We start from the raw sequence: 25,569 nt of genomic DNA on the forward strand, positions 1-25,569 counted from the left end.
GCCGCACAACAGGGCGGGCGCGGAGAGTGATCTCCGCGCCCGCCCCGTCCGTGTGAGGGTGTCAGCCCAGCAGTTCCACCTCCGCGAGCGTCGCCTCGCTGTCGAGGACCAGGCGGTAGTGCGCGTACGAGCCCGGATGCGCGACCGAGAACACCCGGGTCTGCTTGTCCCAGGTGAAGGACTCGCCGGTGCGCTTGTCGAGGTCGGTCCACGTGGTGCCGTCGGAGGAGCCCTGCAGGACCCAGCCCCCCGGGGCCTTGGAGTGATCCGCGGACGAGGTCAGGGTGTACTGGACCCCCTTGGCCGCGGCGGACGTCGGCAGGTCGACCGAGGTGACCGTGGCGTCCGTCGCCGAGGTGTTGTCGAAGAGCGCGCCGTCACCCTTGAGGACGTCCGCGCGGGGCGTGGGCACCTTGTCGTCCTCGGTGATCGACACGGGCGCCGCGTCCTTGCCCGTGCCCCACGACGACGGCTTGGAGCCCATGTCGAACTCCAGTACACCACCACGGGAGATGAGCGAGTGGGGGAGCGAAGTCGACGTCCAGCGCTTGCCGTTGAACTTCACACCCTGCACGTACACGTTCTTCGCGCTGTTCTTCGGCGCCTTGACGACCAGGTCCTTGCCGTTCTCCAGGTGCACGGTCGCCTTGGTGAACAGCGGGGAGCCGATGGCGTATTCGCCGCTGCCCATCACCAGCGGGTAGAAGCCGAGCGAGGAGAAGAGGTACCACGCGGACTGCTCGCCGTTGTCCTCGTCGCCGTGGTAGCCCTGCCCGATCTCGCTGCCGGTGTAGAGGCGGGAGAGGACCTCGCGGACGTTCTTCTGCGTCTTCCAGGGCTGACCCGCCGCGTCGTACATGTAGTTCACGTGGTGGGCCACCTGGTTGGAGTGCCCGTACATGCCCAGCCGTACGTCACGCGCCTCGGTCATCTCATGGATGACCCCACCGTAGGAGCCCACGAAGTCCGGCGAGGCCGTCTCCGGGGTGGCGAAGTACGTGTCGAGCTTCTGGGCCAGCCCGCTCCGGCCGCCGTACAGGTTGGCGAGGCCCCGTGAGTCCTGCGGCGCGGTGAAGGCGTACCCCCAGCCGTTCGTCTCGGTGTAGTCGTAGCCCCACACCCGCGGGTCGTACTTCGAGGAGTCGAGACGCCAGTTGCCCTGCGCGTCGCGGCCCTGGAAGAACCCGGCCTTCGAGTCGAAGAGGTTCACATAGTCCTGGGCCCGGTTGAGGAAGTACGCGGACTCCTCCTTGTAGCGCTTCTTGCCGGTCTTCTTGTAGAGGGCCTGGCCCATCTCGGCGATGCCGTAGTCGTTGACGTATCCCTCCATCGCCCACGAGAGGCCCTCACCGGTGGCGGTGCTGGTGTAGCCGAGGAAGGGGGACGTCGACATGCCCTTGCGGCCCACGCCGGAGGCCGGCGGGACGACGGTCGCGTTCTTCAGCGCGGCGTCGTAGGCCGCCTCCGCGTCGAAGTCCACGCCCTTGACGTACGCGTCCGCGAACGCCACGTCCGAGGAGGTGCCGGTCATCAGGTCCGCGTACCCGGGGGAGGACCAGCGCGAGGTCCAGCCGCCGTCCTTGTACTGCTGCACGAACCCGTCGACCATCTCACCCGCCTGAGAGGGCGTCAGGAAGGAGTACGCCGGCCAGGTCGTCCGATAGGTGTCCCAGAAGCCGTTGTTGACGTACACCTTGCCGTCGACGATCTTCGCGCCGGTGTGGGTGGGAGTGTCGGGGCCGGGCATCGCGGAGAACGGCGAGGCGTACTGGTACTTCGAACCGACCTTCTCGAAGCCGGAGTTGGGGTACAGGTACAGCCGGTACATGCTGGAGTACAGCGTGGTCAGCTGGTCCGGCGTCGCGCCCTCGACCTCGACCTTGCCGAACAGCTTGTCCCACGCCTTGCGCGCCCGCTCCTTGACGGTCCCGAACGACGTGCCGTCGGGGATCTCCTGGCGCAGGTTGTCCTTGGCCTGGTCGATGCTGATGAGGGAGGTCGCCAGGCGCAGGGTGACCGTGTGATCGGCGCCGGGCTTGAACTTCAGGTACCCCTTGACGCCGGACGAGCCGCCGTCCGTCACCGGCGCGTCGAACACCCCGTAGACGAAGAGCCGGGTCGCACCCGTCGACAGCCCGGACTTGACGTCCGAGTAGCCGGTGACGATCCCGTTGTCCTTGTCCAGCGTGAGGCCCGCCTGCTCGGTCACGTTGTCGAAGAGCACGCTCGCGTCCTCACCCGGATAGGTGAAGCGCAGGGCCGCGGCATGGTCGGTGGGCGCCATCTCCGCCTTGAGACCGTTCTCGAAGGTCACGCCGTAGTAGTACGGGCGCGCGGTCTCGTTCTCGTGCCGGAAGGCGAGCGCGCGGGCGGTGCGGCCGGTGTCGGGGGTGCCCGAGGCGGCCGAGGGCATCACCTGGAAGGTCTGCCGGTCACCCATCCAGGGGCTCGGCTCGTGGCTCGCGCTGAACGCCTCGATGGTCGGCAGGTTGTCCGCGTTGTTGGCGCGCGCGTAGTCGTACAGCCAGCTCAGCGAGCCCGCGTTGGTCACCGGCGTCCAGAAGTTGAAGCCGTGGGGGACGGCCGTCGCCGGGAAGTTGTTGCCGCGCGAGAAGCCCCCGCTGGAGTTGGTGCCGCGGGTCGTCAGCGCGTAGTCGGCCAGATGCGCCTTGGGCTTCTCGGGAGCCACGGTCTTCAGCGCCACGTCGTCCAGCCAGCCGCGGAACTTCGCCGGGCCCTGGGGGGAGTCGTACGCGAGGAGTATCCGGTCGACGGTCTTTCCGGTCGCGACCGAACCGATCCGCGAGGCGACGTTGTTCCACTGGTTGACGTACAGCACCTTGGCCGCGCCCTGGCCCTGCGGCGTCAGCGCGAACCCGTGCTGGTCGACCGCGTTCAGGTCACTCAGATAGGTGCCGTCCGTGAACGCCAGGTCCACCGACACGTTCGTGGCGTCGTAGTCCCGGTCGCCGTCCGCCATCGAGGGGAAGATCCGGTACGACAGCTCGGTGTCGCGCCCGACACCCACGTTCACGTCGAAGACCTTGTTGTACGAGTACGCCCGGCCGTCCGCCTTGTGCGTACCGGCGTAGCGCAGGGCCCGCTTGCCCGTGAAGCCCGCGCCGGCCTTCGCGGTGGGGGAGCCGCTCGGGCCCCGGTCCACCAGCGAGAGCATGTCCTTGGGCGTCGGGTCGTCGCTCTGTCCCGTGGAGAACTGGACGTCGGCGAGCTGGAGTATGTCACCGCCGTTGTTCTTGGTGACGCCGAGCCGGAAGTGCTGGTACTCGACGGGGCTCGCGATGTCGTACGACTTCGTCTGGAACCGCTCGCCGAAGGACTCGCCGGAACGGGTGTCGAGGGTCTTCCAGTCCTTGCCGTCCGTGGAGCCCTGGAGCGTCCAGTCCTGGGGGTCGCGCTCGTCGTGGTCGTTGGCCGACGTCAGCGCGTACGTGACCACCTTGACCGGGGCGTCGAAGTCGAACTCCGCCCAGCCGGTCGGCTCGAAGGTCAGCCACTTGGTGCTCGACTCGTCGTCGACGAGGTTCTCCTTCACCTCGCCGCCGCCGGTGTTCTCGCCGCTCGCCCTGACGTCCGTGACGTGGTCGGTGACATTGCCGGGGATGCCGCTGCTGTAGCCGCCGTCGACACCCGACGCGCGCTTTGCGCCGTCTGCTCCGGTGTCCACCGTGTTGAGCCAGGTCGGTGCCGGATCGCCTGATTCGAACGAGGAGGCGAACTCGCGGTCGGTGGACGCCGTTTGGGCCGGAAGGGCAATCGCGGTGCCCTGCGAGGCCACTACCAGGGAAAGCGCTACCACCCCCATTATCGTTGAGGAACCCCATCTGAGCCGAACCGAAGAACTCCGTCTGTACCGAGCTCTGTGCTGCATGCGCGAGCACCCTCCCTGGCATTGGACAACGTTGTCAAATTTGCTGCGCAAGGACCAGTAGGGAGTCAAGTTGTCAGCGGTGTCAAGGGTGTTGGATGTGGCGCCCGGGATGAATATCGTGCGACGAGCTGCGCATTACTCCCATGGTGGGAGATTGGTGCCCTGTCGATCTTCCTCTGGGGAAGTCGCGGACGCGCCATATTTCCGCGAGGTCTCAACTCGGAAAAGACCCGCGGGTAAACCCGCTTTCGATCTTGCTCCGCTGACGGGAAGTGGACTATACCTGTCGGCACCCGCCCAGCCGTTCGACGGCCGCGGGCAGGCACGTCCCGGGGGGAATCGGGCGTCGGCGGCCAGTGTGACGGGCAGGGATCGCCGCGTTGACCGACTGAATCCCTCACGCACGACCCCAGCTTGACCTAACCGCGGTGCCGGGGAGGATCCGGTTCACCGCCTGAGTCCTGGAGAAGGCGAGGACTTGAGCATGGGATCCACTTCCGCCGAGAACAGCAACACCGAGGGTGTCGGCCGCCGTGACCTGATCAAGCGGTCCGCGGCACTCGGCCTGATTTCCGTACCGACGATGAGCTTTTTGTCCGCTTGCGCGAGCAGCGACAGCGGTTCCGGTGACAAGGCCAAGGCCGGCAAGAAGACCACGAAGAACCCGCTGGGCGTCAACGAGACGGCCCCGCTCGCCGTCGTCATCTTCGACGGCGGATTCGGTACGAAGTACGCGACCGACGCCAACGCCCAGTACAAGACGGCCTACCCGAAGGCCAAGGTCAACTTCCATGCGACCCAGAAGATCCAGTCCGAACTGCAGCCCAAGTTCAACGGCGGCACCCCGCCGGACCTGATCGACAACTCCGGCGCCCAGCAGATGGACATGGGCGTGCTCGTCGGCAAGAAGCAGCTCACCGACCTGACTCCGCTCCTCGACGCGCCGTCCATCGACGACCCGTCGAAGAAGGTCCGCGACACGCTGCGTCCCGGCATCGTGGAGATGGGCCAGTTCGACGGCGCGCCGGTCTGGATCATGTACTACGCGTACACCGTCTACGGCGTCTGGTACTCGCAGACCGCCCTCGACAAGCTCGACGCGACGTACCCCGAGACCTGGGACGCGATGCTCGCGCTGTGCGAGAAGGCGAAGAAGAAGGGCGTGGCCGGCTGGACGTACGCGGGCAAGTACCCCTACTACCTGCCGTTCTCGCTCTACCCCTTCATCGCCAAGATCGGCGGCCGGGAGGTGCTCGACAAGATCGACAACCTGGAGCCCAACGCCTGGAAGGACCCGGCCGTCAAGTCGGCGTTCGAGGCGTACTACGAGCTCTACAAGAAGGGTTACATCCTCCAGGGCACCCCGGGCATCGACCACATCCAGTCGCAGACCGCCTGGGCCAAGGGCAAGGCGCTCTTCATCCCGAACGGCTCCTGGGTGGAGAACGAGTCCGCGAACGTCATCCCGAAGGACTTCAACCTGGCCGTCAGCGGCCCGACCGGTCTGGACAGCTCCGACAAGATGCCGTTCGGCACCATCTGGGCCTCCGGCGGCGAGCCCTTCATCGTGCCGGCCAAGGCGAACAACCCCGAGGGAGGCATGGAGCAGCTGCGCATCATGCTCAGTGAGGCCTCGTCGAAGAACTTCACCAGCCAGGTGAAGTCGCTGACCGCCTACAACGGCGGTACCGACGGCATCACGCTGACCCCGGGCCTCAAGTCCGGTGTCGCGGCCCTGGACAAGGCCGGGACCAACGTGGTCAACCCCCGGCTCCAGGACTGGTACGTGAAGCTTCAGAAGGAGCAGATCGGTGTCGCCGGTCTCGGCGAGATGATGGCAGGACGGCTGACCCCGGCCGAGGCCATCAAGAAGATCCAGGGCTACGCGGACGCGGCGGCCAAGGACCAGTCCATCAAGCACTACAAGCACCAGTAGCGGCGCGTGTCCACGCGTCGCCGGCGGTGGCATCCGCGATTCGATCGGGGTCGGTAACCATGCAACACGGCAAGTACCGGTTCATTGTGGGGTTCTTGGTGGCCCCCTTGGCGTTGTACGCGATCTTCGTGATCTGGCCCTTCGTCCAGGCCATCTACTACTCGTTCACGGACTGGACCGGTCTGAGCCCCGACTTCAAGATGGTCGGTTTCGCCAACTACACCAGAATGCTGCACGACGACATCTTCTGGAAGTCGTTGCAGCACAGTCTGCTGTTCGCGTTGCTGCTGCCGCTGGTGACGCTGGGCCTCGCGCTCTTCTTCGCCTTCATGCTCAATGTCGGTGGGCGGCGCCGAAAGGGCGCCGCCATCACCGGAGTGCGCGGTTCGGGTTTCTACAAAATCGCCTACTTCTTCCCGCAGGTGCTGTCGATCGCGATCGTCTCCCTGCTTTTCCAATTCGCCTACAACCCCAACGACGGGGTGATCAACGGGACGTTGAAGGCCATCGGCCTCGGCAGTGTCCAGCCGGACTGGCTGGGCGACCCGAACCTCGCCCTGTGGTGTGTGATGGCGGTGCTGCTGTGGAGCACGGTCGGGTTCTTCGTCGTGCTGTTCTCGGCGGGCATGGCCTCGATTCCGAAGGACTTCTACGAGGCCGCGCTGCTCGACGGCGCGAGCCGCGCCACCACCTTCTTCAAGATCACCCTTCCGCTGCTCTGGGACACCGTGCAGTCGGGATGGGTGTACATGGGGATCCTGGCGCTCGGCGCCGAGGCGTTCGCCGCCGTACAGATCATGACCGTGGGTCCCGGCGGCCCCGACTACTCGACCACGGTCCTTCCGCTGTACGTGTACCAATCGGCGTTCCGTGACGCGAACGCCGCCTACGCCACCACGATCGGTGTCGCGCTGCTCATCGTCACGCTGCTGTTCGCGGCGATCGTGATGCGACTGGGCCGGCGCGAGCGGTTGGAGTTCTAGCATGAAGACCACTGACACCCCGCCGCCCGTGGAACCGGTCGAGGACCGTCCTCAGGTGGTGAAGGAGAAGGCGCCGCCGGAAAAGGCGAAGAGCAGTGAGGGCGGCATCCTCAACGCCTTCTCGCACGGCATTCTCATCATCTGGGCGATCATGGTCGTACTGCCCCTGCTGTGGGCGGTGATGACGTCTTTCAAGGACGACGACTCCATTTTCAGCTCGCCCTGGTCGCTGCCGGACAAACTGCACTTCGACAACTGGTCGCGCGCGTGGTCGCAGGCCCATATGAGCGACTACTTCGGCAATACGCTCATCGTGGTGGGATTCTCGCTGGTCGGTACGCTCGTGCTCGGCTCGATGGCGGCTTACGTCCTCGCCCGATTCGAGTTCCCGGGCAACCGTTTCATTTACTTCCTCTTCGTCGGAGGAATGAGTTTCCCGATCATGCTGGCCCTGGTGCCGTTGTTCTACGTCCTGAACAACATGAGTCTGCTGAACACGCTGCCGGGTCTGATCCTCGTCTACATCGCCTACTCGCTGCCGTTCACGGTCTTCTTCCTGACCTCGTTCTTCAGGACGCTGCCGACCTCGATCGCCGAGGCGGCGTTCGTCGACGGTGCCTCGCACACCAGGACCTTCTTCCAGATCATGCTGCCGATGGCCAAGCCGGGTCTGGTCAGCGTCGGGATCTTCAACTTCCTGGGCCAGTGGAACCAGTACATGCTCCCCACCGTGCTGAACACCGACCCCGACAAGAAGGTCCTCTCCCAGGGCCTCGTCGAACTGGCGACCAGCCAGGGCTACAAGGGCGACTGGTCGGGCCTCTTCGCGGGCCTGGTGATGGCCATGCTCCCGGTGCTGGCCGCGTACATCATCTTCCAGCGACAGGTGGTCCAGGGGCTGACGGCTGGGGCTCTCAAGTAGGCCGAGCGAGGCAACGGCCGCCAAATCCGTCGAACACCGAGAAATTCCTGGAGTGCGTAATCCCTTCCGGATACACGGAGGGGATTACGCGTACTCGGTCCCGCCCATTCGGCTTCGCCTCTTCAGTCCCGCACATTCGGTTCCACGTATTCGATCCCGCCTGCTCGATCCCACCTACTCGGTCGCGTGCTCCGGGTCCCCTTACTGGACAGGTCCCCTCCACTGGATCCCGTCCACCGGGTCTCGCATTCCCCGGTCCCCCGAAAAAGGCTCCACCCGCCCGGAGGGGTTCCGCGGAAGCCCACGCCCGGCGGGGCGGCGCCGTGGTCTTGATCTTGTACGGCGGAGGCGGCGACAACTTGTAATCAGTCGGGGTGTGACCTGGGCCATAGAAGGATCTACGGCCCGGTCTGTCCCGCACATGTGTGCTCATCCGCGCCGGATGCAGCTCAACCTCTTGACGGGAGGTAACCCAAACAGCTCAGCTTAGAGTTCACTAGTTGGACATAGGCGGGGCCTCATCGTGGCGGCCTCGTACGCGGGAGGTCGTCGTGGAGACTCCGGGGTCGCAGTCGTCGCTGCACCGAGCCAATCTGGAGCGCGTCGTACGTGCGGTGCGCCTTGCCGGTTCGCTCACGCAAGCGGAGATCGCGAGGACGACGGGCCTCTCCGCCGCGACCGTTTCCAATATCGTCCGGGAGCTCAAGGACGGCGGAACGGTCGAGGTCACCCCCACTTCGGCGGGTGGCCGCAGGGCCCGCAGCGTGTCCCTGAGCGGTGACGCCGGCATCGTGATCGGCGTCGACTTCGGTCATACGCATCTGCGCGTCGCGGTCGGGAACCTCGCCCACCAGGTGCTGGCCGAGGAGTCCGAGCCGCTGGACGTGGACGCGAGCGCCGCACAGGGCTTCGACCGGGCGGAAGAGCTGGTCAGCCGCCTGATCGCGGCGACCGGGGTGGACCGGTCCAAGATCGCGGGCGTGGGGCTCGGCGTGCCCGGACCCATCGACGTGGAGTCGGGGACCCTGGGGTCCACCGCGATCCTGCCGGGCTGGACCGGCGCGAAGCCCGCCGAGGAGCTGCGGGGGCGGCTCGGCGTGCCCGTGTACGTGGACAACGACGCCAACCTGGGCGCGCTCGGCGAGCTGGTCTGGGGCAGTGGGCGCGGGGTCAAGGACCTGGCGTACATCAAGGTCGCGAGCGGTGTCGGCGCCGGGCTGGTGATCGACGGCAAGATCTACCGCGGGCCCGGCGGCACGGCAGGTGAAATCGGACACATCACCCTTGATGAATCCGGTCCTGTCTGTCGCTGTGGCAACCGGGGCTGCCTGGAGACCTTCACGGCGGCGCGCTATGTGCTGCCGCTCCTGCAGTCCAGTCACGGCACCGATCTGACCATGGAGGGCGTCGTCAGACTGGCCAGGGACGGAGACCCGGGCTGCCGTCGGGTGATCGCCGATGTCGGCCGTCACATCGGCAGTGGAGTCGCGAATCTCTGCAATCTGCTCAACCCGAGCCGGGTGGTCCTCGGCGGCGATCTCGCCGAGGCCGGGGAACTGGTTCTCGGGCCCATCAGAGAGTCGGTCGGCCGCTACGCGATCCCCAGTGCCGCACGTCAACTCTCGGTGCTGCCAGGGGCACTTGGCGGTCGTGCGGAGGTCCTCGGGGCGCTCGCTCTCGCACTCAGCGAGATGGGCGATTCGACCCTTTTGGACGGATCGCTGTCCGCAGCGGCCCCTGCCTTCACTTAGAGAACGCATGGCACCGTTGCCATCTCGTTAAGTATTTACTTCTTGACGTCGCACGCGTGGCCGAGTTGACTTCCAGCCACCTCGGCCGCAACGACGCGGCCTCGTCAGGGAGGTTTCAAGAGTGAACACGCGTATGCGTCGTGCCGCGTTTGCCGTTGCCGCTGGTGCGATGGCCGTTTCGCTGGCTGCTTGTGGCAGTGCCAAGGAGTCCGGTGGCAAGAGCGACAGCTCCAGCTCCGCCAAGAAGGGCGACGCGATCAAGGTCGGTCTGCTCCTTCCCGAGAACCAGACCGCGCGTTACGAGAAGTTCGACAAGCCGCTGATCGAGAAGAAGGTCAAGGAGCTTACGAACGGCAAGGGCACGGTCCAGTACGCCAACGCCAAGCAGGACGCCACCACGCAGGCCCAGCAGGTCGAGACGATGATCACCGACAAGGTGGACGTCCTGATCGTCGACGCTGTGGACTCCGCGGCCATCAAGAACTCGGTCCAGAAGGCCAAGGACGCCGGCATCCCCGTCGTCGCCTACGACCGTCTCGCCCAGGGTCCGATCAGCGGTTACACGTCGTTCGACAACACGACCGTCGGCAAGACGCAGGGTGAGGCCCTCCTCACCGCGCTCGGCTCCAAGGCCAAGTCCGGCAAGATCGTGATGATGAACGGGTCGTCCACCGACCCGAACGCCGCCCAGTTCAAGGCCGGTGCCCACTCCGTCCTCGACGGCAAGGTGAACATCGGCAAGGAGTACGACACCAAGGACTGGAAGCCGGAGAACGCCAACGCCAACATGGAGGGCGCCATCTCCGCCCTCGGCAAGAAGAACGTCGTCGGCGTCTACTCCGCCAACGACGGCATGGCCGGCGGTATCATCACGGCCCTGAAGGCCGCGGGCATCTCCGTCCCGGTCACCGGCCAGGACGCCGAGCTCGCGGGTGTGCAGCGCATCATCGCCGGTGAGCAGTTCATGAGCGTCTACAAGCCGTACGCCCCCGAGGCCGACGCCGCCGCCGAGATGGCTGTCGCGCTCGCCCAGGGCAAGTCGCTCGACACCGTCGCCAAGGACAAGGTCGACAGCCCGACCGACAAGGCGATCCCCTCGGTCATCGTCGCGGTCGTCTCGCTGACCAAGGACAACATCAAGGACACCGTCCTCAAGGACGGCGTCTACACGGTCAGCGACATCTGCACGAGCGCCTACAAGGCCAAGTGCGACGCGCTCGGCATCAAGTAGTCCGAGCAACTGAAGTAGCCGCCGCAAGTCTCTATCCACGTACGGGAATTCGTTCTTGAATTTCCGTACGGGACTTGCGTCATAGAAGCCCCTCCGGCGCCCCGCATCCATCAGCCCCGCAAAGCTAGGGCGGGGCGCCGGACGGAACACCCCCCCTCCACAAACTTCTGCACAACCTCCCGCCGGGTCAGGCGGCGAAGGAGATGGTTAACGTGTCCGCTACGCCTGTCCTGGCGTTGCGCGGGGTCTCCAAGCGATTCGGTGCCGTCCAGGCGCTCACCGATGTAGAGCTTGAGGTCCACGCCGGTGAAGTGGTCGCCCTGGTGGGCGACAACGGCGCCGGAAAGTCCACGCTGGTGAAGACGATCGCCGGCGTGCACCCCATCGATGAGGGCGCCATCGAGTGGGACGGCAAGACCGTCCACATCAACAAGCCGCAAGACGCCCAGGGCCTCGGTATCGCGACCGTGTACCAGGACCTGGCGCTGTGCGACAACATCGACGTCGTCGGCAACCTCTACCTGGGCCGGGAGCTGAAGAAGCGCGGCATCCTGGACGAGGTCGAGATGGAGCGCCGCTCCCGCGAGCTGCTGGACACGCTGTCCATCCGTATCCCCAGCGTCCGCATCCCGATCGCCTCGCTCTCCGGCGGTCAGCGCCAGACCGTGGCGATCGCCCGTTCGATGCTCGGCGAGCCCAAGCTCGTCATCCTCGACGAGCCCACCGCGGCCCTCGGTGTCGAACAGACCGCCCAGGTGCTCGACCTGGTCGAGCGGCTGCGTGAGCGCGGTCACGCCGTCATCCTCATCAGCCACAACATGGCGGATGTGAAGGCCGTGGCCGACAAGGTCGCCGTCCTGCGCCTCGGGCGCAACAACGGCATCTTCGAGGTCAAGTCGACCTCGCAGGAAGAGATCATCTCCGCCATCACGGGCGCCACGGAAAACGCCGTGACCCGTCGTGCGGCGCGCAGCAATGGGGAGGCTCAGAAGTGAGCATCGACAAGACCTCTGAGACCCCCGAGGACCACGTCGTGGAGAACCCCGAGGCGGCCGCCGCGGCGGTCACCGCGGTCGACCCCCGGCTCCTCGTGCGCGAGCAGGGCTTCGCGGGCTACGCCTCCGAGTTCAAGCGCAAGATGAAGGCCGGTGACCTGGGCTCCATCCCGGTCGTCCTCGGCCTGGTCATCATCTGGATCATCTTCCAGAGCCTGAACTCCAACTTCCTCACCGCGGGCAACCTGTCCGACATCTCCGTCGCCATGGTCGGCACGGGCATGATCGCCGTCGGTATCGTCTTCGTGCTGCTGCTCGGTGAGATCGACCTGTCGGTCGGTTCGGTCTCCGGTGTCGCGGGCGCCGCGTTCGCGGTGCTGAACGTCACGCACGGCATGAACGAGTATCTGGCCTTCGTGCTGGCCATTCTCACGGGCACGGTCGCGGGCGCGATCCACGGCTTCGTGTTCGCGCGCATCGGTGTGCCGGCCTTCGCCGTCACCCTGGCGGGTCTGCTGTTCTGGAACGGCTTCATGCTCCAGATCCTGGGCAGCAACGGCACCATCAACCTGGACAGCAACGGCCTCGTCGCCAAGCTGACCAGCTACTACTTCACCGATGTCGCCGCCGCCTACGTGCTCGCCATCGGCGTCACCGCCGTGTTCTTCCTCAGCTCCTTCTACGGCAACAAGCGCCGCGAGGCCGCGGGTGTGCCGTCCCGGCCGCTGAGCGAGACCATCCTGCGCACCGCGCTGCTGGCGATCGTCGCCTTCGCCGTGGCGATCACCTACAACCAGTACAAGGGCCTTCCGCTGGCCGTGGTGATCTTCATCGCGGTGCTGCTGATCACGGACTTCGTGCTGCGCCGGACCGCGTACGGCCGGAAGATCTTCGCGCTCGGTGGCAGCGTCGAGGCCTCCCGGCGTGCCGGTATCAACGTGGAGATGGTCCGGATCTCGGTCTTCGCGATCTCCGGTACGTTCGCCGCCATCGGTGGTCTGTTCATCGCCTCGAAGATCGCCTCCGCCAACCAGGGCGCGGGCGCGGGTGACCTCCTGATGAACGCGATCGCCGCGGCGGTCATCGGTGGCACCAGCCTCTTCGGTGGTCGCGGTCGTACGTGGAACGCGCTGCTGGGCGTGCTGGTGATCGTGTCCATCCAGTACGGTCTGGCGCTGCAGGGCATTGCGTCGCCGATCCAGTACATGATCACCGGTGGTGTGCTTCTCGCCACGGTCGTCATCGACGCCGTCACCCGCAAGACGCAGAAGACGGCCGGTCGCGCGTAGCGGTTTACGGGGAAGCTGCGGGCCGGCTTTGGCTGGTCGCGCAGTTCCCCGCGCCCCTGAGGGGCGCGCTGCTCGCAGCCCCCTTTGAACCTGTGCCCGGTGCCAATGGCGGTGCCGGGCACAGTCATGTCCTGGCGGAACATTAGACTCGACAGGCCCGGCAAAGCTCGAACAGCTCTACTGCAAGGAGGCACGGGTGCCGCTGCTGACCCGCATCAGGGGACCGCGCGATCTGGACCGGCTCAGCCTGGAGCAGCTGGACCAGCTGGCCGGCGAGATCAGGACCTTTCTCGTCGACGCGGTCTCCAAGACAGGCGGCCACCTCGGCCCCAATCTCGGTGTCGTGGAGCTCACCATCGCCCTGCACCGCGTCTTCGAGTCGCCGAAGGACAGGGTGCTGTGGGACACCGGTCACCAGTCCTACGTCCACAAGCTGCTCACCGGCCGTCAGGACTTCTCGAAGCTGAAGATGAAGGGCGGCCTGTCCGGCTATCCCTCGCAGGCCGAGTCCGAGCACGACGTGATCGAGAACTCGCACGCCTCCACGGTCCTCGGCTGGGCCGACGGTCTGGCGAAGGCCAACGAGGTGCTCGACAAGGACGACCACGTGGTCGCCGTCATCGGTGACGGCGCTCTCACCGGCGGCATGGCGTGGGAGGCGCTCAACAACATCGCGGACGCCAAGGACCGCCACCTGGTCATCGTCGTCAACGACAACGAGCGTTCGTACGCCCCCACGATCGGCGGCCTCGCGAACCACCTGGCGACCCTGCGCACCACGGACGGCTACGAGCGCTTCCTCGCCCGGGGGAAGGACCTCCTGGAGCGCACGCCGGTCGTCGGCAGGCCGCTCTACGAGACCCTGCACGGCGCGAAGAAGGGGCTCAAGGACTTCATCGCCCCGCAGGGCATGTTCGAGGACCTGGGCCTGAAGTACGTCGGCCCGATCGACGGCCACGACATCGAGGCCCTGGAGTCGGCGCTGGCCCGCGCCAAGCGCTTCGGCGGCCCGGTCATCGTGCACTGCCTCACCGAGAAGGGCCGCGGCTACCAGCCCGCCCTGCAGGACGAGGCGGACCGCTTCCACGCCGTCGGCAAGATCCACCCCGACACGGGCCTGCCGATCGCCTCCTCCGGCGCCGACTGGACCTCCGTCTTCGGCGAGGAGATGGTCAAGCTCGGCCAGGAGCGCAAGGACGTGGTCGCCATCACGGCCGCGATGCTCCAGCCGGTCGGCCTCGACAAGTTCGCCAAGGTCTTCCCCAAACGGGTGTACGACGTCGGCATCGCGGAGCAGCATGGCGCCGTGTCCGCGGCGGGCCTGGCGACCGGCGGACTGCACCCCGTCTTCGCGGTCTACGCGACCTTCCTCAACCGCGCCTTCGACCAGGTCCTGATGGACGTGGCCCTGCACAAGTGCGGCGTGACGTTCGTGCTGGACCGCGCGGGTGTCACCGGTACGGACGGCGCCTCGCACAACGGCATGTGGGACATGTCGATCCTTCAGGTCGTGCCGGGTCTCAGGCTCGCCGCGCCGCGTGACGCCGACCAGGTCCGCGCCCAGCTGCGCGAGGCCGTCGACGTGACCGACGCGCCGACCGTGGTCCGCTTCTCCAAGGGCGCGGTCGGTCCGGCGGTGCCCGCGGTGGGTCGGATCGGCGGCATGGACGTGCTGCGTGAGCCGGGCACCGACGCGCCCGACGTGCTCCTCGTCTCCGTCGGCGCCCTCGCGCCGATGTGCCTGGAGATCGCCGGCCTCCTCGACCAGCAGGGCATCTCCACGACCGTCGTCGACCCGCGCTGGGTCAAGCCGGTCGACGAGGCCATGGCCCCGCTCGCCGAGCAGCACCGCGTGGTCGTCACCGTCGAGGACAACTCCCGGGTGGGCGGCGTGGGCTCGACGATCGCGCAGGCCCTGCGCGACGCGGGCGTCGACGTCCCGCTGCGCGACTTCGGCATCCCGCCGCGCTTCCTCGACCACGCCTCGCGCGCCGAGGTCATGGCGGAGATCGGCCTGACCGCACCCGACATCGCCCGTCAGGTCACCGGTCTCGTCTCCAAGCTCGACGGCCGCTTCCCGGGGGCCGCCGCGCAGGCGGTGGACTCGGTGGAGCCCGCCCGCGACTGACGTACCACCTTCGAACGCAGGTCCATTGGGCCGGTTTGGCCACCCCGCACGGGTGGCGAAACCGGCCCATTTGCGTGAATCAGACCGCACCGGGGCATGCGCGGTACACGCCCCCTCGATCATGTCGAGGACACCAAGCGTGGAGGTAGGCCCGTGAGCAGCACCCTCTTCAGGACTAAGAAGGTCGAACAATCGATCTTGGACACTGAGGAGCCGGAGCACGCACTCAAGAAGTCGCTGTCGGCTCTGGATCTCACCGTCTTCGGCGTCGGTGTCATCATCGGAACCGGCATCTTCGTCCTCACCGGCAAGGTCGCCAAGGAGAACGCGGGCCCCGCGGTCTCGCTGGCGTTCGTCGTCGCGGGTGTCGTCTGCGCCCTGGCGGCGCTGTGCTACGCGGAGTTCGCCTCCACGGTCCCGGTGGCGGGGTCCGCATACACGTTCGCGTACGCCTCGCTCGGTGAGCTGCCCGCCTGGATCATCGGCTGGGACCTGGTGCTGGAGTTCGCGCTCGGCACGGCGGTGGTGGCCGTCGGTTGGTCGGGGTACGTGCGCTCGCTCCTGGACAACGCGGGCTGGCATCTGCCGGACTATCTCAGCGGGCGCGAGGGGTCCTCCGGGTTCGGCTTCGACATCCTCGCCGCCGCGCTGGTGCTGGTGCTCACGGCGATCCTGGTCATCGGCGTGAAGCTCTCCGCCCGCGTCACCACGGTCGTCGTCGCCATCAAGGTCACCGTCGTGCTGATCGTGATCATCGCGGGCGCCTTCTTCATCGTGGGCGACAACTACACGCCCTTCATCCCCAAGGTGCAGGCCCAGGAGGCGGGCAGCAGTCTCAATGCCCCGCTCGTCCAGCTCATGTTCGGCTACACACCCACCAACTTCGGCGTGATGGGCATCTTCACCGCCGCCTCCGTCGTCTTCTTCGCCTTCATCGGCTTCGACGTGGTGGCGACGGCCGCCGAGGAGACCAAGAACCCGCAGCGGGACATGCCGCGCGGCATCATGGGCTCGCTCTTCATCTGCACCGCTCTCTACGTGGCCGTGTCGATCGTCGTCACCGGCATGCAGAGGTACGACCGGCTGTCCATCGACGCCCCGCTCGCCGACGCCTTCAAGGCGACCGGGCACCCCTGGTACGCGGGCGTCATCAGCTTCGGCGCCGCCGTCGGTCTGACCACGGTCTGCATGATCCTGCTGCTCGGCCAGACCCGGGTCTTCTTCGCGATGAGCCGCGACGGACTGCTGCCGCGGTTCTTCTCCCGGGTCCACCCCAGGTTCCGCACCCCGCACCGGCCGACCATCCTGCTCGGCGTGATCATCGCGATCCTGGCGGGCTTCACCAGCCTCAGCGAACTGGCCGAACTGGTCAACATCGGTACGCTCTTCGCCTTCGTCGTCGTCGCGATCGGCGTCGTCATCCTCCGCCACACCCGCCCCGACCTGCCCCGCTCCTTCCGCACCCCGCTCGTCCCGCTCGTCCCGATCGTCTCCGTCCTCGCCTCGCTCTGGCTGATGCTCAACCTGCCGGCCGAGACCTGGCTGCGGTTCGCGGTCTGGATGGTGATCGGCTTCGGCGTCTACTTCCTGTACGGCCGCTCGCACAGCCGTCTCGGGCGGCACGGGGAGACGACCGAGGCCGCGGTGCACCCGCCGCGCCCCAACACCCAGTGATCGGCCCCTATTGATGCTCCGGCCCCGTATGTCCCGCTTCGGTGGAGACCGCGGGGCCGGATAGCGTGCACCGTATGCTCGCCGGGCTCCTGGAAACACCACGCTCCGCAGCCGCGTCACGGATGTCGGGCCCCGGCTACTGGAGACGGCTGCTGCCCGTCCTCGGGGTGCTGGTCTGTCTCACCCGGGCCCCCTCCTTCGTACGGCCGCTGTGGAATCCCGACGAGGGCTATCTCGCCGTACAGGCGCGGATACTGGCGGGTGGGGGAGAGCTGTACGAGACCGTCGTGGACCGCAAACCGCCGCTCGTGCCGTGGCTGTACGAGGCGGCGTTCGCGGTGTTCGGCTCCGGTTCGCTCACGTCCGTGCGCGTCCTCGCGATCGTGGCCCAGCTGTCGACCGCCGTGCTGCTGGCCTCGCTGGCCCGGCGTCGCTGGGGCGATCCGGCCGGGCGTACGGCCGGGGTGCTGTACGTGCTGGTCTCGATCGGGCTCAACCCCGAGGACGCGCAGGCGGCGACCTTCGAGGTGTTCATACTGCCCTGCACGACGGCCGCGATGTGGTGCGCCGACCGGTGCCGCTGGGGCGCCGCGGGGGTCGCCGTGGCCTGCTCCTTCCTGACCAAGCAGACCGGCGGGGTGGTGCTCGTGCCGGTGCTGTGGATGCTGTGGCGGCAGGAGACGGCACCCCGAAGAGGCCTGCTGTGGCTCGGAGTTGGTGCGGTCGCCCCGGTCCTCGGCGCGGCGCTGCTCACCACCCCGGCGGGATTCCTGTTCTGGACGGCCACCGGTTCGGGTGCCTACATCTCCTTCAGGGGCTCCGAACTCCACGTCCTGTCACGAGGGTTGACCAACACGGGGATCCTCGCGGCGGCCTGCGCGGGCCTGATCCCGCCGATCCTGCGAGCGCTGCGCGTGGCCCGTACCGGCGCGGCCGAACTCTGGCTGTGGCTCGGCTCGTCGGCGGTGGCGGTCCTGGTCGGCTTCCACTTCTTCGGCCACTACTACCTGCAACTCATTCCGGCCGTGGCCCTGTTGGCGACAGCCGCGCTCCAGATCCTGCCCCGCGACCGCCTGGTGACCGCCGTCTGCGCCTCGGTCGGCTGCTGCGCGCTGTTCCTGGCCTGGGGCCTGCTCGCGCCACGCCCCGAACTCGGGCATGCCCAGCGCCTCGCCGCCGCCCTGGACCACCGTACGGATCCCGGGGACCGCGTCCTCGTGTGGGGCATACACCCGGAGACGTACTGGCTGGCGAACCGGACCCCCGCCAGCCGCTATCTGACCGCCGGGCTCCTGACCAACTACAGCGGGGGCCGCGACGGTCCCCAGGTCGGCGAGAAGTACGCCGTCGAGGGCGCCTGGCCGGTGTTCCGCGCGGAACTGACGGCCCACCCGCCGGCCCTCGTCGTCGACGACTCCCGGGGCAAGCCGTACGCCCCCGACCGGGTCAGCTCACTGCGCCGGCTGCTGGCCGCGGGGTACGAGGAGGCGGGCACGGTGGACGGGGCGGTGCTGTACGCCCGCGCGGGGCGGCCGGACTGACCCCGGGGCCGCGCCGCGCACCGGGGCTCGCCCTACCCGCTCGCCCCGGGCTTGCCCACCCGCTCGCCCGCCGACCTGCTCCGGCCCACCGGTCGCGCGCCGGCTCAGGACGGCCCCCGTACCGTCCGGGGTCCCGCCACCTCCGCGCCCGACTCGGTCACCCTGCGCCGCAGTTCACGGTCCGCCGTGATGACCAGGACGGGGCGGTCACCGGCCTCGGTCACCACCTCCACGATGCGGTCGTCGCCGCTGCCGGGTGCCTCCACGACCCGTACACCGGGGACGGACTCCACACCCTTGGCCGCGCCCTCCACCACGAGGACCAGCTCGACCGGACCCTCGTGCCCGGGCAGTCCGTCTTGGGCGAGCCGGTCCCGCAGCCGCTCCGCGGCACCCCGGCGGTCGCGCCACCAGCCGTCGGGGACGGAGCCGACGACGTTGGCGGCGTCGATGATCACGAGCAGAGGCTGGTCGGTCATCCGACCAGCGTCGCATGAACGGCCGTTTGAACACCGTATGGCGCTGGTACCGGCCCGAACCGGGCCGCACCTGCCTGTACTACCGGGAGGTCGGCGCCCAGCAGGTCATGGCCTACCGCCGACACGCCGACGGCCGCTGGTCCGGGTCCGGCGCCGGGCTCGGCGGCCACGGAGGTACGGGCGCCGTGGCCGCGCTGTGGGCACCCGAACGCGGCGCCCCGTCGTGTCGCTGCCCGACCGCGACAAGGACATGGCGCCGTCGTCCTGGCGGTCGTCGGCACCGACGGGCGCCTGCACGTCCGTCGCCGGCTGTCACCGGCCACGGGCAGCCCCCTGGGCCCCTGGCGATGACGAGAGGGCTCCGGATTAAAGTGAACCGGTGAACGGCGAATGGCTCAGACGCGGTCGCGACGGCAGGCTCAGTGTGTACCTGCTGTCGGGCACCGCCGTCCAATGCCGGGTGGAGCGCGGCCCCGGCGGCCCCTGGGACCCACCGCGCACCATCGGCGGCGAGCAGCGTCTGCACTCCGTCCTCGCCGTCGGGCAGGGCGCCGACGGCTACGCCCATCTCGTCTCCTGGCGCCCCACCGTGCCCGGCGAGTCCGGACTCGTGCACACCACGCACTTCCGGCCACGGCTCGCCGCGCTCGACTGGCACTCGATCGGGCACCCCAACAGGACGGGTGACCGCACCGGTACGCCGGCCGTCGCGGTCGACGTGCAGGGGCGTGCCCACGTCTTCGTGCGCAACAAGGATGGCGGGGTCAGCATGGTCGCCCAGAAGGAGAAGGGCGGCTGGGATCTCTGGCGCGACCTCAAGGGCAGTGACGTACGGGAGGATCTGGCGGCCGTGACGGGGGAGTCCGGGCTGGTCGAGCTGTACGCGGCCGTGTCGGACGGGGTCGCCCACTGGCGCCAGGAGGAGCCGGGCAAGCAGCCGGTGCTCCAGGAGTCCATGGAGACACCGGTACGTCCCGGCACCCTCCGCGCCCTCGCCACCTCCCCCTCGTCCACCACCCTCTTCTTCACCGACGAGGCGGGTGACGTGTGCGCGTGGCGCCCGGGCACCAAGCCTGTCGCCGTGCTCGCGTCGGCCGGTCCCGGCCCCGTCTCGGCGATCCGCTGTGAACTCGACGGCTACGACTGCACGTTGCTCGCGCAGCGGTCGGCGAGTGGTCGGATCGTCTTCGCCGCGTATCCCACCGAGCAGGAGGCGGCGGGGGCGTGGTGGACCGAGTCGGGTCCCGGGCTTCCCGTCGGGGCCGAGGTGTCTCTTGCCGAGGACGAGGACGGGCGTGTGGTGGCGGCGACCCTGGCCCCCGGCGGCGAGGAACTCCTCCTCACCCGGCGCAAGGACGAACCGGGCCTGGCGCTGGAGGCGTGGCGCCCGGTGTGACAGAAACGTGGGGTGTGTTCTTCGGCTGCGGGCCCGGTGGGGGCTGGTCGCGCAGTTCCCCGCGCCCCTGAGGCGGGGGCTTCGCCCCGCGTCCCCCGCCCGCCTGAGTTCGTTTGGCTGCGGGGCCGGTGGGGGCTGGTCGCGCCGCATCTTTCAGCCCGTCCGGCGTTTGAGGACGAGCCCTTCAGGCGATTCGGGGTTCGGGGTCGAAGGGGCGGAGCCCCTGGGGATGATGGGGGTCCCCCTGCTCGAGCGAAGCCGAGAGCTTGGGGGAGGGTAGGGGCGGCGGGGGCGAGGGAAACGGCGGGTGCCCCGTACGCCACGTCGGCATACAGGGCACCCGGGAGACACAGCGGAGCGGCTACGCGGGGACGGAAGCCACCCCGACCTCGAGGAACCGCTTGCCGGTCACTCGCTCGGAGACGCCCTCACGGTCCAGGTACGGAGTGATCCCGCCCAGGTGGAAGGGCCAGCCGGCACCGGTGATCAGGCAGAGGTCGATGTCCTGGGCCTCGGCGACGACACCCTCGTCGAGCATCAGACCGATCTCCTGGGCGACCGCGTCCAGGACACGGGCACGCACCTGCTCCTCCGTGAGGACCACGTCACCCTGCTTCAGGAGCGCCGCGACCTCGGGGTCCAGCTCAGGCTTCCCGGAGTCGTACACGTAGAAGCCGCGCTTGCCCGCCTTGACGACGGCCGCGAGGTTCGGGGAGACCGTGAAGCGGTCAGGGAAGGCCCGGTTGAGGGTCTCCGAGACGTGCAGACCGATCGCGGGGCCGACCAGCTCCAGCAGGACGAGGGGAGACATCGGCAGGCCCAGGGGCTCGACCGCCTTCTCCGCGACCTCGACCGGCGTGCCCTCGTCGATGACGTTCTGGATCTCGCCCATGAAGCGGGTGAGGATGCGGTTGACGACGAACGCCGGAGCGTCCTTCACCAGCACCGCGGTCTTCTTCAGCTTCTTGGCGACGGCGAACGCCGTGGCCAGCGAGGCGTCGTCCGTCTGCTCGCCGCGCACGATCTCGAGGAGCGGCAGGATCGCGACCGGGTTGAAGAAGTGGAAGCCCACGACCCGCTCGGGGTTCTTCAGCTTCGACGCCATCTCCGTCACCGAGAGGGAGGAGGTGTTGGTGGCGAGGATCGCGTGCGCCGGGGCGACCGCCTCGACCTCCGCGAACACCTGCTGCTTGACGCCGATCTCCTCGAAGACGGCCTCGATGATGAAGTCGGCGTCGGAGAAGCCCTCGGCCTTGTCCAGGACACCGGTCACCAGCGCCTTGAGGCGGTTGGCCTTGTCCTGGTTGATGCGGGACTTCGCCAGCAGCTTGTCGATCTCGGCGTGGACGTAGCCCACACCCTTGTCGACGCGCTCCTGGTCGATGTCCGTGAGGACGACCGGTACTTCGAGGCGGCGCAGGAAGAGCAGGGCGAGCTGCGAGGCCATCAGGCCCGCGCCCACGACGCCCACCTTGGTGACCGGACGGGCCAGGTTCTTGTCCGGCGCGCCCGCGGGGCGCTTGCCGCGCTTCTGGACCAGGTTGAAGGCGTAGATGCCGGAACGCAGTTCGCCGCCCATGATCAGGTCGGCGAGGGCGATGTCCTCGGCGTCGTAACCCTTCTGCAGGTCGCCGTCCTTGGCCGCCTCGATGATGTCGAGGGCGCGGTACGCGGCCGGAGCCGCCCCGTGCACCTTGCCGTCGGCGATGAACCGGCCCTTGGCGACGGCCTGGTCCCAGGCCTCGCCGCGGTCGATCTCGGGACGCTCGACCGCGATGTCGCCCTTGAGGACGGACGCGGTCCAGATCAGCGACTGCTCCAGGAAGTCGGCGCCTTCGAAGAGGGCGTCGGCGATGCCGAGGTCGAAGACCTGCTTGCCCTTGAGCTGCTTGTTCTGGTTGAGCGAGTTCTCGATGATGACCGAGACGGCCTTGTCGGCGCCGATCAGGTTCGGGAGCAGCGTGCAGCCGCCCCAGCCCGGGACCAGACCGAGGAAGACCTCGGGGAGGGAGAAGGCCGCGATGGCCTTCGACACCGTGCGGTACTGGCAGTGCAGACCGACCTCGACACCGCCGCCCATCGCCGCGCCGTTGTAGTACGCGAAGGTCGGGACCGCGATGCCCGCGAGGCGCTTGAAGACCTCGTGGCCGCCCTTGCCGATGGCGAGCGCGTCGTCGTGGTTCTTGAGGAGCTCGACGCCCTTCAGGTCCGCGCCGACCGCGAAGATGAACGGCTTGCCGGTGACACCGACACCGACGATCTCGCCGGCCGCGGCCTCCGCCTCCACCTGGTCGATGGCGGTGTTGAGGTTCGCCAGCGACGCCGGGCCGAAGGTGGTCGGCTTGGTGTGGTCGAAGCCGTTGTCAAGGGTGATGAGCGCGAACCGCCCGGCACCGAACGGCAGGTCGAGGTGGCGTACGTGCGCGGACGTCACGACCTCGTCGGGGAACAGCTCGGCCGCACCCTTCAGGAGTTCAGTGGTGCTCACTTGTTGCCTCCGGCGTCCTTGTGGTGCGGGTTCTCCCAGATCACCGTGGCGCCCATGCCGAAGCCGACGCACATGGTGGTGAGGCCGTAACGGACCTCCGGCTGCTCCTCGAACTGGCGGGCCAGCTGCGTCATCAGACGGACGCCGGAGGAGGCGAGGGGGTGGCCGTAGGCGATCGCGCCGCCGTACTGGTTGACGCGCGCGTCGTCGTCGGCGATGCCGTAGTGCTCCAGGAAGGCGAGCACCTGGACGGCGAAGGCCTCGTTGATCTCGAAGAGGTTGATGTCCTCGATCGACAGGCCGGCCTGGGCGAGGGCCTTCTCGGTGGCCGGGATCGGGCCGTAGCCCATGACCTCCGGCTCGACGCCCGCGAAGGCGTACGAGACCAGGCGCATCTTGACCGGCAGGCCGTTCTCGCGGGCGAAGTCCTCGGAGGCGAGGATCGACGCGGTCGCACCGTCGTTCAGACCGGCGGCGTTGCCGGCGGTGACCCGGCCGTGGACGCGGAACGGGGTCTTCAGGCCGGCCAGGTTCTCCAGCGTGGTGCCCGGGCGCATCGGCTCGTCGGCGGTGACCAGGCCCCAGCCCGTCTCACCGGCGTCCGCGTTGGTGTTGCGCACCGAGATCGGCACCAGGTCCTGCTGGATCTTGCCGTTGGCGTACGCCTTGGCGGCCTTCTCCTGCGAGCGCACGGCGTACTCGTCGGCGCGCTGCTTGGTGATCGTGGGGTAGCGGTCGTGCAGGTTCTCGGCGGTCATGCCCATGAACAGGGCGGACTCGTCGACCAGCTTCTCGCTGACGAACCGCGGGTTCGGGTCCACGCCCTCGCCCATCGGGTGGCGGCCCATGTGCTCGACACCACCGGCGATGACGGCGTCGTACGCGCCGAAGGCGATGGAGCCCGCGGTGGTGGTGACGGCGGTCAGCGCGCCCGCGCACATGCGGTCGATGGAGTAGCCGGGAACCGACTGCGGCAGTCCGGCGAGGATGCCCGCGGTCCGCCCCAGGGTCAGACCCTGGTCACCGATCTGCGTGGTCGCGGCGATGGCGACCTCGTCGATCTTCTTCGGGTCGAGGCCGGGGTTGCGGCGCAGCAGCTCCCGGATGGCCTTCACGACGAGGTCGTCGGCGCGGGTCTCGTGGTAGATGCCCTTCGGGCCCGCCTTGCCGAACGGGGTGCGGACGCCGTCGACGAAGACGACGTCCCTGACGGTACGAGGCACGATGGCTCTCCTCCAGATGCGGGATGGCACTGCTGCGCGTCGCACGCGACTGAGCGCGCGCTCACCCCGTCATGCTACTTGCGAGTAACCACCCTGCCCAGCCCCGACGACGGGAGCGGCGAACGTCACATCCGCCGATCGTCTCCGCTCGGGCACGGACATCGTCTCGCTCTCCCTCCCGTTCCTGTGTGGGCCATCCGGGGATCTTGGCGTGATCTCGACGTCGCTCTTTCGCTTCAAAGGCCCCTTTCGGAGCGCACGGGAGACGAAACCGCGCCCCGAAAGGGGCGCGGGGAACTGCGCGAGCGACGCGAAACAACCCCCATTCGCCGTACGTCAGAACCACGTACGGCGATTAGGCACCCTTAACGGCCAGCGCCTCCACCAGTACCGGTGTGACCAACTCCACCTGCCACGCCCGAGCCCCGTACCCGGCGAGCGCGGCCGACACCGACTCGGCGTCGGCACCGGCCGGCGGCTCCCAGCACACCCGCCGCACCGTGTCCGGAGTGATCAGGTTCTCCTGCGGCATGTTGAGCTGCTCGGCCAGCGCCGACACGGCGGCCCGCGCCGCGGAGAGCCGGGCGGCGGCGGCCGGGTCCTTGTCGGCCCAGGCACGCGGCGGCGGCGGCCCGGTGACGGGCTGCCCCGGCTGCGGCAGCTCGGCGTCCGGCACTGCCTTCGCGCGGTCCACGGCGGCCTGCCACTGCTCCAGCTGGCGCCGCCCCATCCGGTGCCCGAACCCGTTCAGCGCGGCAAGCGCGTGCACGTTGGCCGGAAGGGAGAGCGCGGCCTCCACGATGGCCCCGTCCCCCAGTACCTTGCCCGGCGAGATGTCCCGGCGCTGGGCGATCCGGTCCCGGGCCTCCCACAGCTCCCGCACGACCGCCATCTGCCGACGGCGGCGCACCTTGTGCATCCCGGACGTGCGGCGCCAGGGGTCCTTGCGCGGCGGCGCGGGCTCGGCCTGCGCGATCGCGTCGAACTCCTGTCGGGCCCAGTCCAGCTTGCCCTGCCGGTCGAGATCCTTCTCCAGGGCGTCGCGCAGGTCGACGAGCAGTTCCACGTCGAGCGCGGCGTAGCGCAGCCACGGCTCCGGGAGCGGGCGCGTGGACCAGTCGACCGCGGAGTGCCCCTTCTCCAGTACGAAGCCGAGCACGCTCTCGACCATCGCGCCCAGGCCCACTCGGGGGAACCCGGCCAGGCGTCCGGCCAGCTCGGTGTCGAAGAGCCGCGTCGGCACCATGCCTATCTCCCGCAGACACGGCAGGTCCTGGGTGGCGGCGTGCAGCACCCACTCGACGCCGGAGATGGCCTCGCCGAGCCCGGAGAGGTCGGGACAGGCGACGGGGTCGATCAGCGCGGTGCCGGCGCCCTCGCGGCGCAGCTGCACCAGATAGGCGCGCTGGCCGTATCGGTACCCGGACGCGCGTTCGGCGTCCACGGCCACGGGGCCGGAGCCGGCGGCGAAGGCCGCGATCACCTCGGCGAGCGAGGCCTCGTCGGCGACGACGGGCGGAATGCCCTCTCGGGGCTCAAGCAAAGGGATCGGCGCCGATTCGACGTCGTCCGGAGGGCCGCCTCCGGTGGTTCGCAGTGAGCTGTCTTCTGCGGTCTCTTGGGCGTCGGTCACCTGTCAAGGGT

Annotated in this window: 16 protein-coding genes and 1 pseudogene; 12 read left to right on the forward strand and 5 right to left on the reverse strand. The window is 68.4% G+C overall.

Going from position 1 to position 25,569, the window contains the following annotated elements; all coding sequences use genetic code 11:
* Positions 1-61: 61 nt before the first annotated feature.
* Positions 62-3,889, reverse strand: coding sequence for a GH92 family glycosyl hydrolase (locus OG798_RS38475; protein WP_443053957.1), 3,828 nt, complete (start codon positions 3,887-3,889; stop codon positions 62-64).
* A 484-nt stretch (positions 3,890-4,373) separates the two neighbouring features.
* Here OG798_RS38475 and ngcE point away from each other — a divergent pair, with 484 nt between their 5' ends.
* From ngcE to OG798_RS38525, 10 genes are all read left to right on the forward strand, one after another.
* Positions 4,374-5,825, forward strand: a complete 1,452-nt coding sequence (ngcE, locus tag OG798_RS38480; protein ID WP_095852123.1) for an N-acetylglucosamine/diacetylchitobiose ABC transporter substrate-binding protein — start codon at positions 4,374-4,376, stop codon at positions 5,823-5,825.
* Between the two features lie 59 nt (positions 5,826-5,884).
* A complete protein-coding gene (locus OG798_RS38485) occupies positions 5,885-6,808 on the forward strand; it encodes a carbohydrate ABC transporter permease (protein WP_067375431.1) in 924 nt (307 codons plus the stop codon).
* A gap of 1 nt (position 6,809) precedes the next feature.
* The gene (locus OG798_RS38490) at positions 6,810-7,730 is read left to right on the forward strand and encodes a carbohydrate ABC transporter permease (RefSeq protein ID WP_095852122.1); all 921 of its coding nucleotides are present in this window, start codon (positions 6,810-6,812) and stop codon (positions 7,728-7,730) included.
* A 551-nt stretch (positions 7,731-8,281) separates the two neighbouring features.
* Positions 8,282-9,481: an ROK family transcriptional regulator gene (locus OG798_RS38495; protein ID WP_095852121.1), complete on the forward strand. Its 1,200-nt coding sequence runs from the start codon at positions 8,282-8,284 to the stop codon at positions 9,479-9,481.
* Positions 9,482-9,614: 133 nt separating this feature from the next.
* Positions 9,615-10,712: a sugar ABC transporter substrate-binding protein gene (locus OG798_RS38500; RefSeq protein WP_121414766.1), complete on the forward strand. Its 1,098-nt coding sequence runs from the start codon at positions 9,615-9,617 to the stop codon at positions 10,710-10,712.
* A 203-nt stretch (positions 10,713-10,915) separates the two neighbouring features.
* On the forward strand, positions 10,916-11,707 hold the full coding sequence (locus tag OG798_RS38505) for an ATP-binding cassette domain-containing protein (RefSeq protein ID WP_168512090.1): 792 nt from the start codon (positions 10,916-10,918) through the stop codon (positions 11,705-11,707).
* Entirely contained in the window at positions 11,704-12,996 is a 1,293-nt protein-coding gene (locus tag OG798_RS38510) for a sugar ABC transporter permease (RefSeq protein WP_099920202.1), read from the forward strand. Before OG798_RS38505 ends, OG798_RS38510 begins: the two co-directional genes overlap by 4 nt.
* A gap of 196 nt (positions 12,997-13,192) precedes the next feature.
* Entirely contained in the window at positions 13,193-15,124 is a 1,932-nt protein-coding gene (gene dxs, locus OG798_RS38515; RefSeq protein ID WP_328758455.1) for a 1-deoxy-D-xylulose-5-phosphate synthase, read from the forward strand.
* A 153-nt stretch (positions 15,125-15,277) separates the two neighbouring features.
* Positions 15,278-16,798, forward strand: a complete 1,521-nt coding sequence (locus tag OG798_RS38520) for an amino acid permease (RefSeq protein ID WP_120985553.1) — start codon at positions 15,278-15,280, stop codon at positions 16,796-16,798.
* 74 nt (positions 16,799-16,872) lie between these two features.
* A complete protein-coding gene (locus tag OG798_RS38525) occupies positions 16,873-18,339 on the forward strand; it encodes an ArnT family glycosyltransferase (protein ID WP_267063035.1) in 1,467 nt (488 codons plus the stop codon).
* A gap of 104 nt (positions 18,340-18,443) precedes the next feature.
* On the opposite strand, the gene OG798_RS38530 is transcribed toward OG798_RS38525, so the two are convergent.
* Entirely contained in the window at positions 18,444-18,818 is a 375-nt protein-coding gene (locus OG798_RS38530; RefSeq protein WP_097224533.1) for an NTP pyrophosphohydrolase, read from the reverse strand.
* Positions 18,819-19,197: 379 nt separating this feature from the next.
* On the opposite strand from OG798_RS38530, the gene OG798_RS38535 reads away from it, so the two are divergent.
* Complete coding sequence (locus tag OG798_RS38535; protein ID WP_328758456.1) at positions 19,198-20,214, forward strand: hypothetical protein; 1,017 nt, start codon at positions 19,198-19,200, stop codon at positions 20,212-20,214.
* Positions 20,215-20,575: 361 nt separating this feature from the next.
* Here the strand turns inward: OG798_RS38535 and OG798_RS38540 are convergent, their stop codons facing one another.
* Complete coding sequence (locus tag OG798_RS38540; RefSeq protein WP_328758457.1) at positions 20,576-22,702, reverse strand: 3-hydroxyacyl-CoA dehydrogenase NAD-binding domain-containing protein; 2,127 nt, start codon at positions 22,700-22,702, stop codon at positions 20,576-20,578.
* Positions 22,699-23,925, reverse strand: a complete 1,227-nt coding sequence (locus OG798_RS38545; protein WP_054234009.1) for a thiolase family protein — start codon at positions 23,923-23,925, stop codon at positions 22,699-22,701. The genes OG798_RS38540 and OG798_RS38545 overlap by 4 nt, the downstream gene beginning before the upstream one ends.
* 175 nt (positions 23,926-24,100) lie before the next feature.
* Between OG798_RS38545 and OG798_RS38550 the strand changes: the two are divergent.
* Positions 24,101-24,193: pseudogene (locus tag OG798_RS38550) on the forward strand (carbohydrate ABC transporter permease); the annotation flags it as partial.
* A gap of 87 nt (positions 24,194-24,280) precedes the next feature.
* On the opposite strand, the gene OG798_RS38555 reads toward OG798_RS38550, so the two are convergent.
* Positions 24,281-25,558 (reverse strand): ribonuclease D, encoded by a 1,278-nt coding sequence (locus OG798_RS38555; RefSeq protein WP_121414763.1) that lies wholly within the window; start codon positions 25,556-25,558, stop codon positions 24,281-24,283.
* Between the last annotated feature and the right edge of the window lie 11 nt (positions 25,559-25,569).

Origin of the sequence: Streptomyces sp. NBC_00271 (genome assembly GCF_036178845.1) — a bacterium.
Classification (GTDB): Bacteria; Actinomycetota; Actinomycetes; order Streptomycetales; family Streptomycetaceae; genus Streptomyces.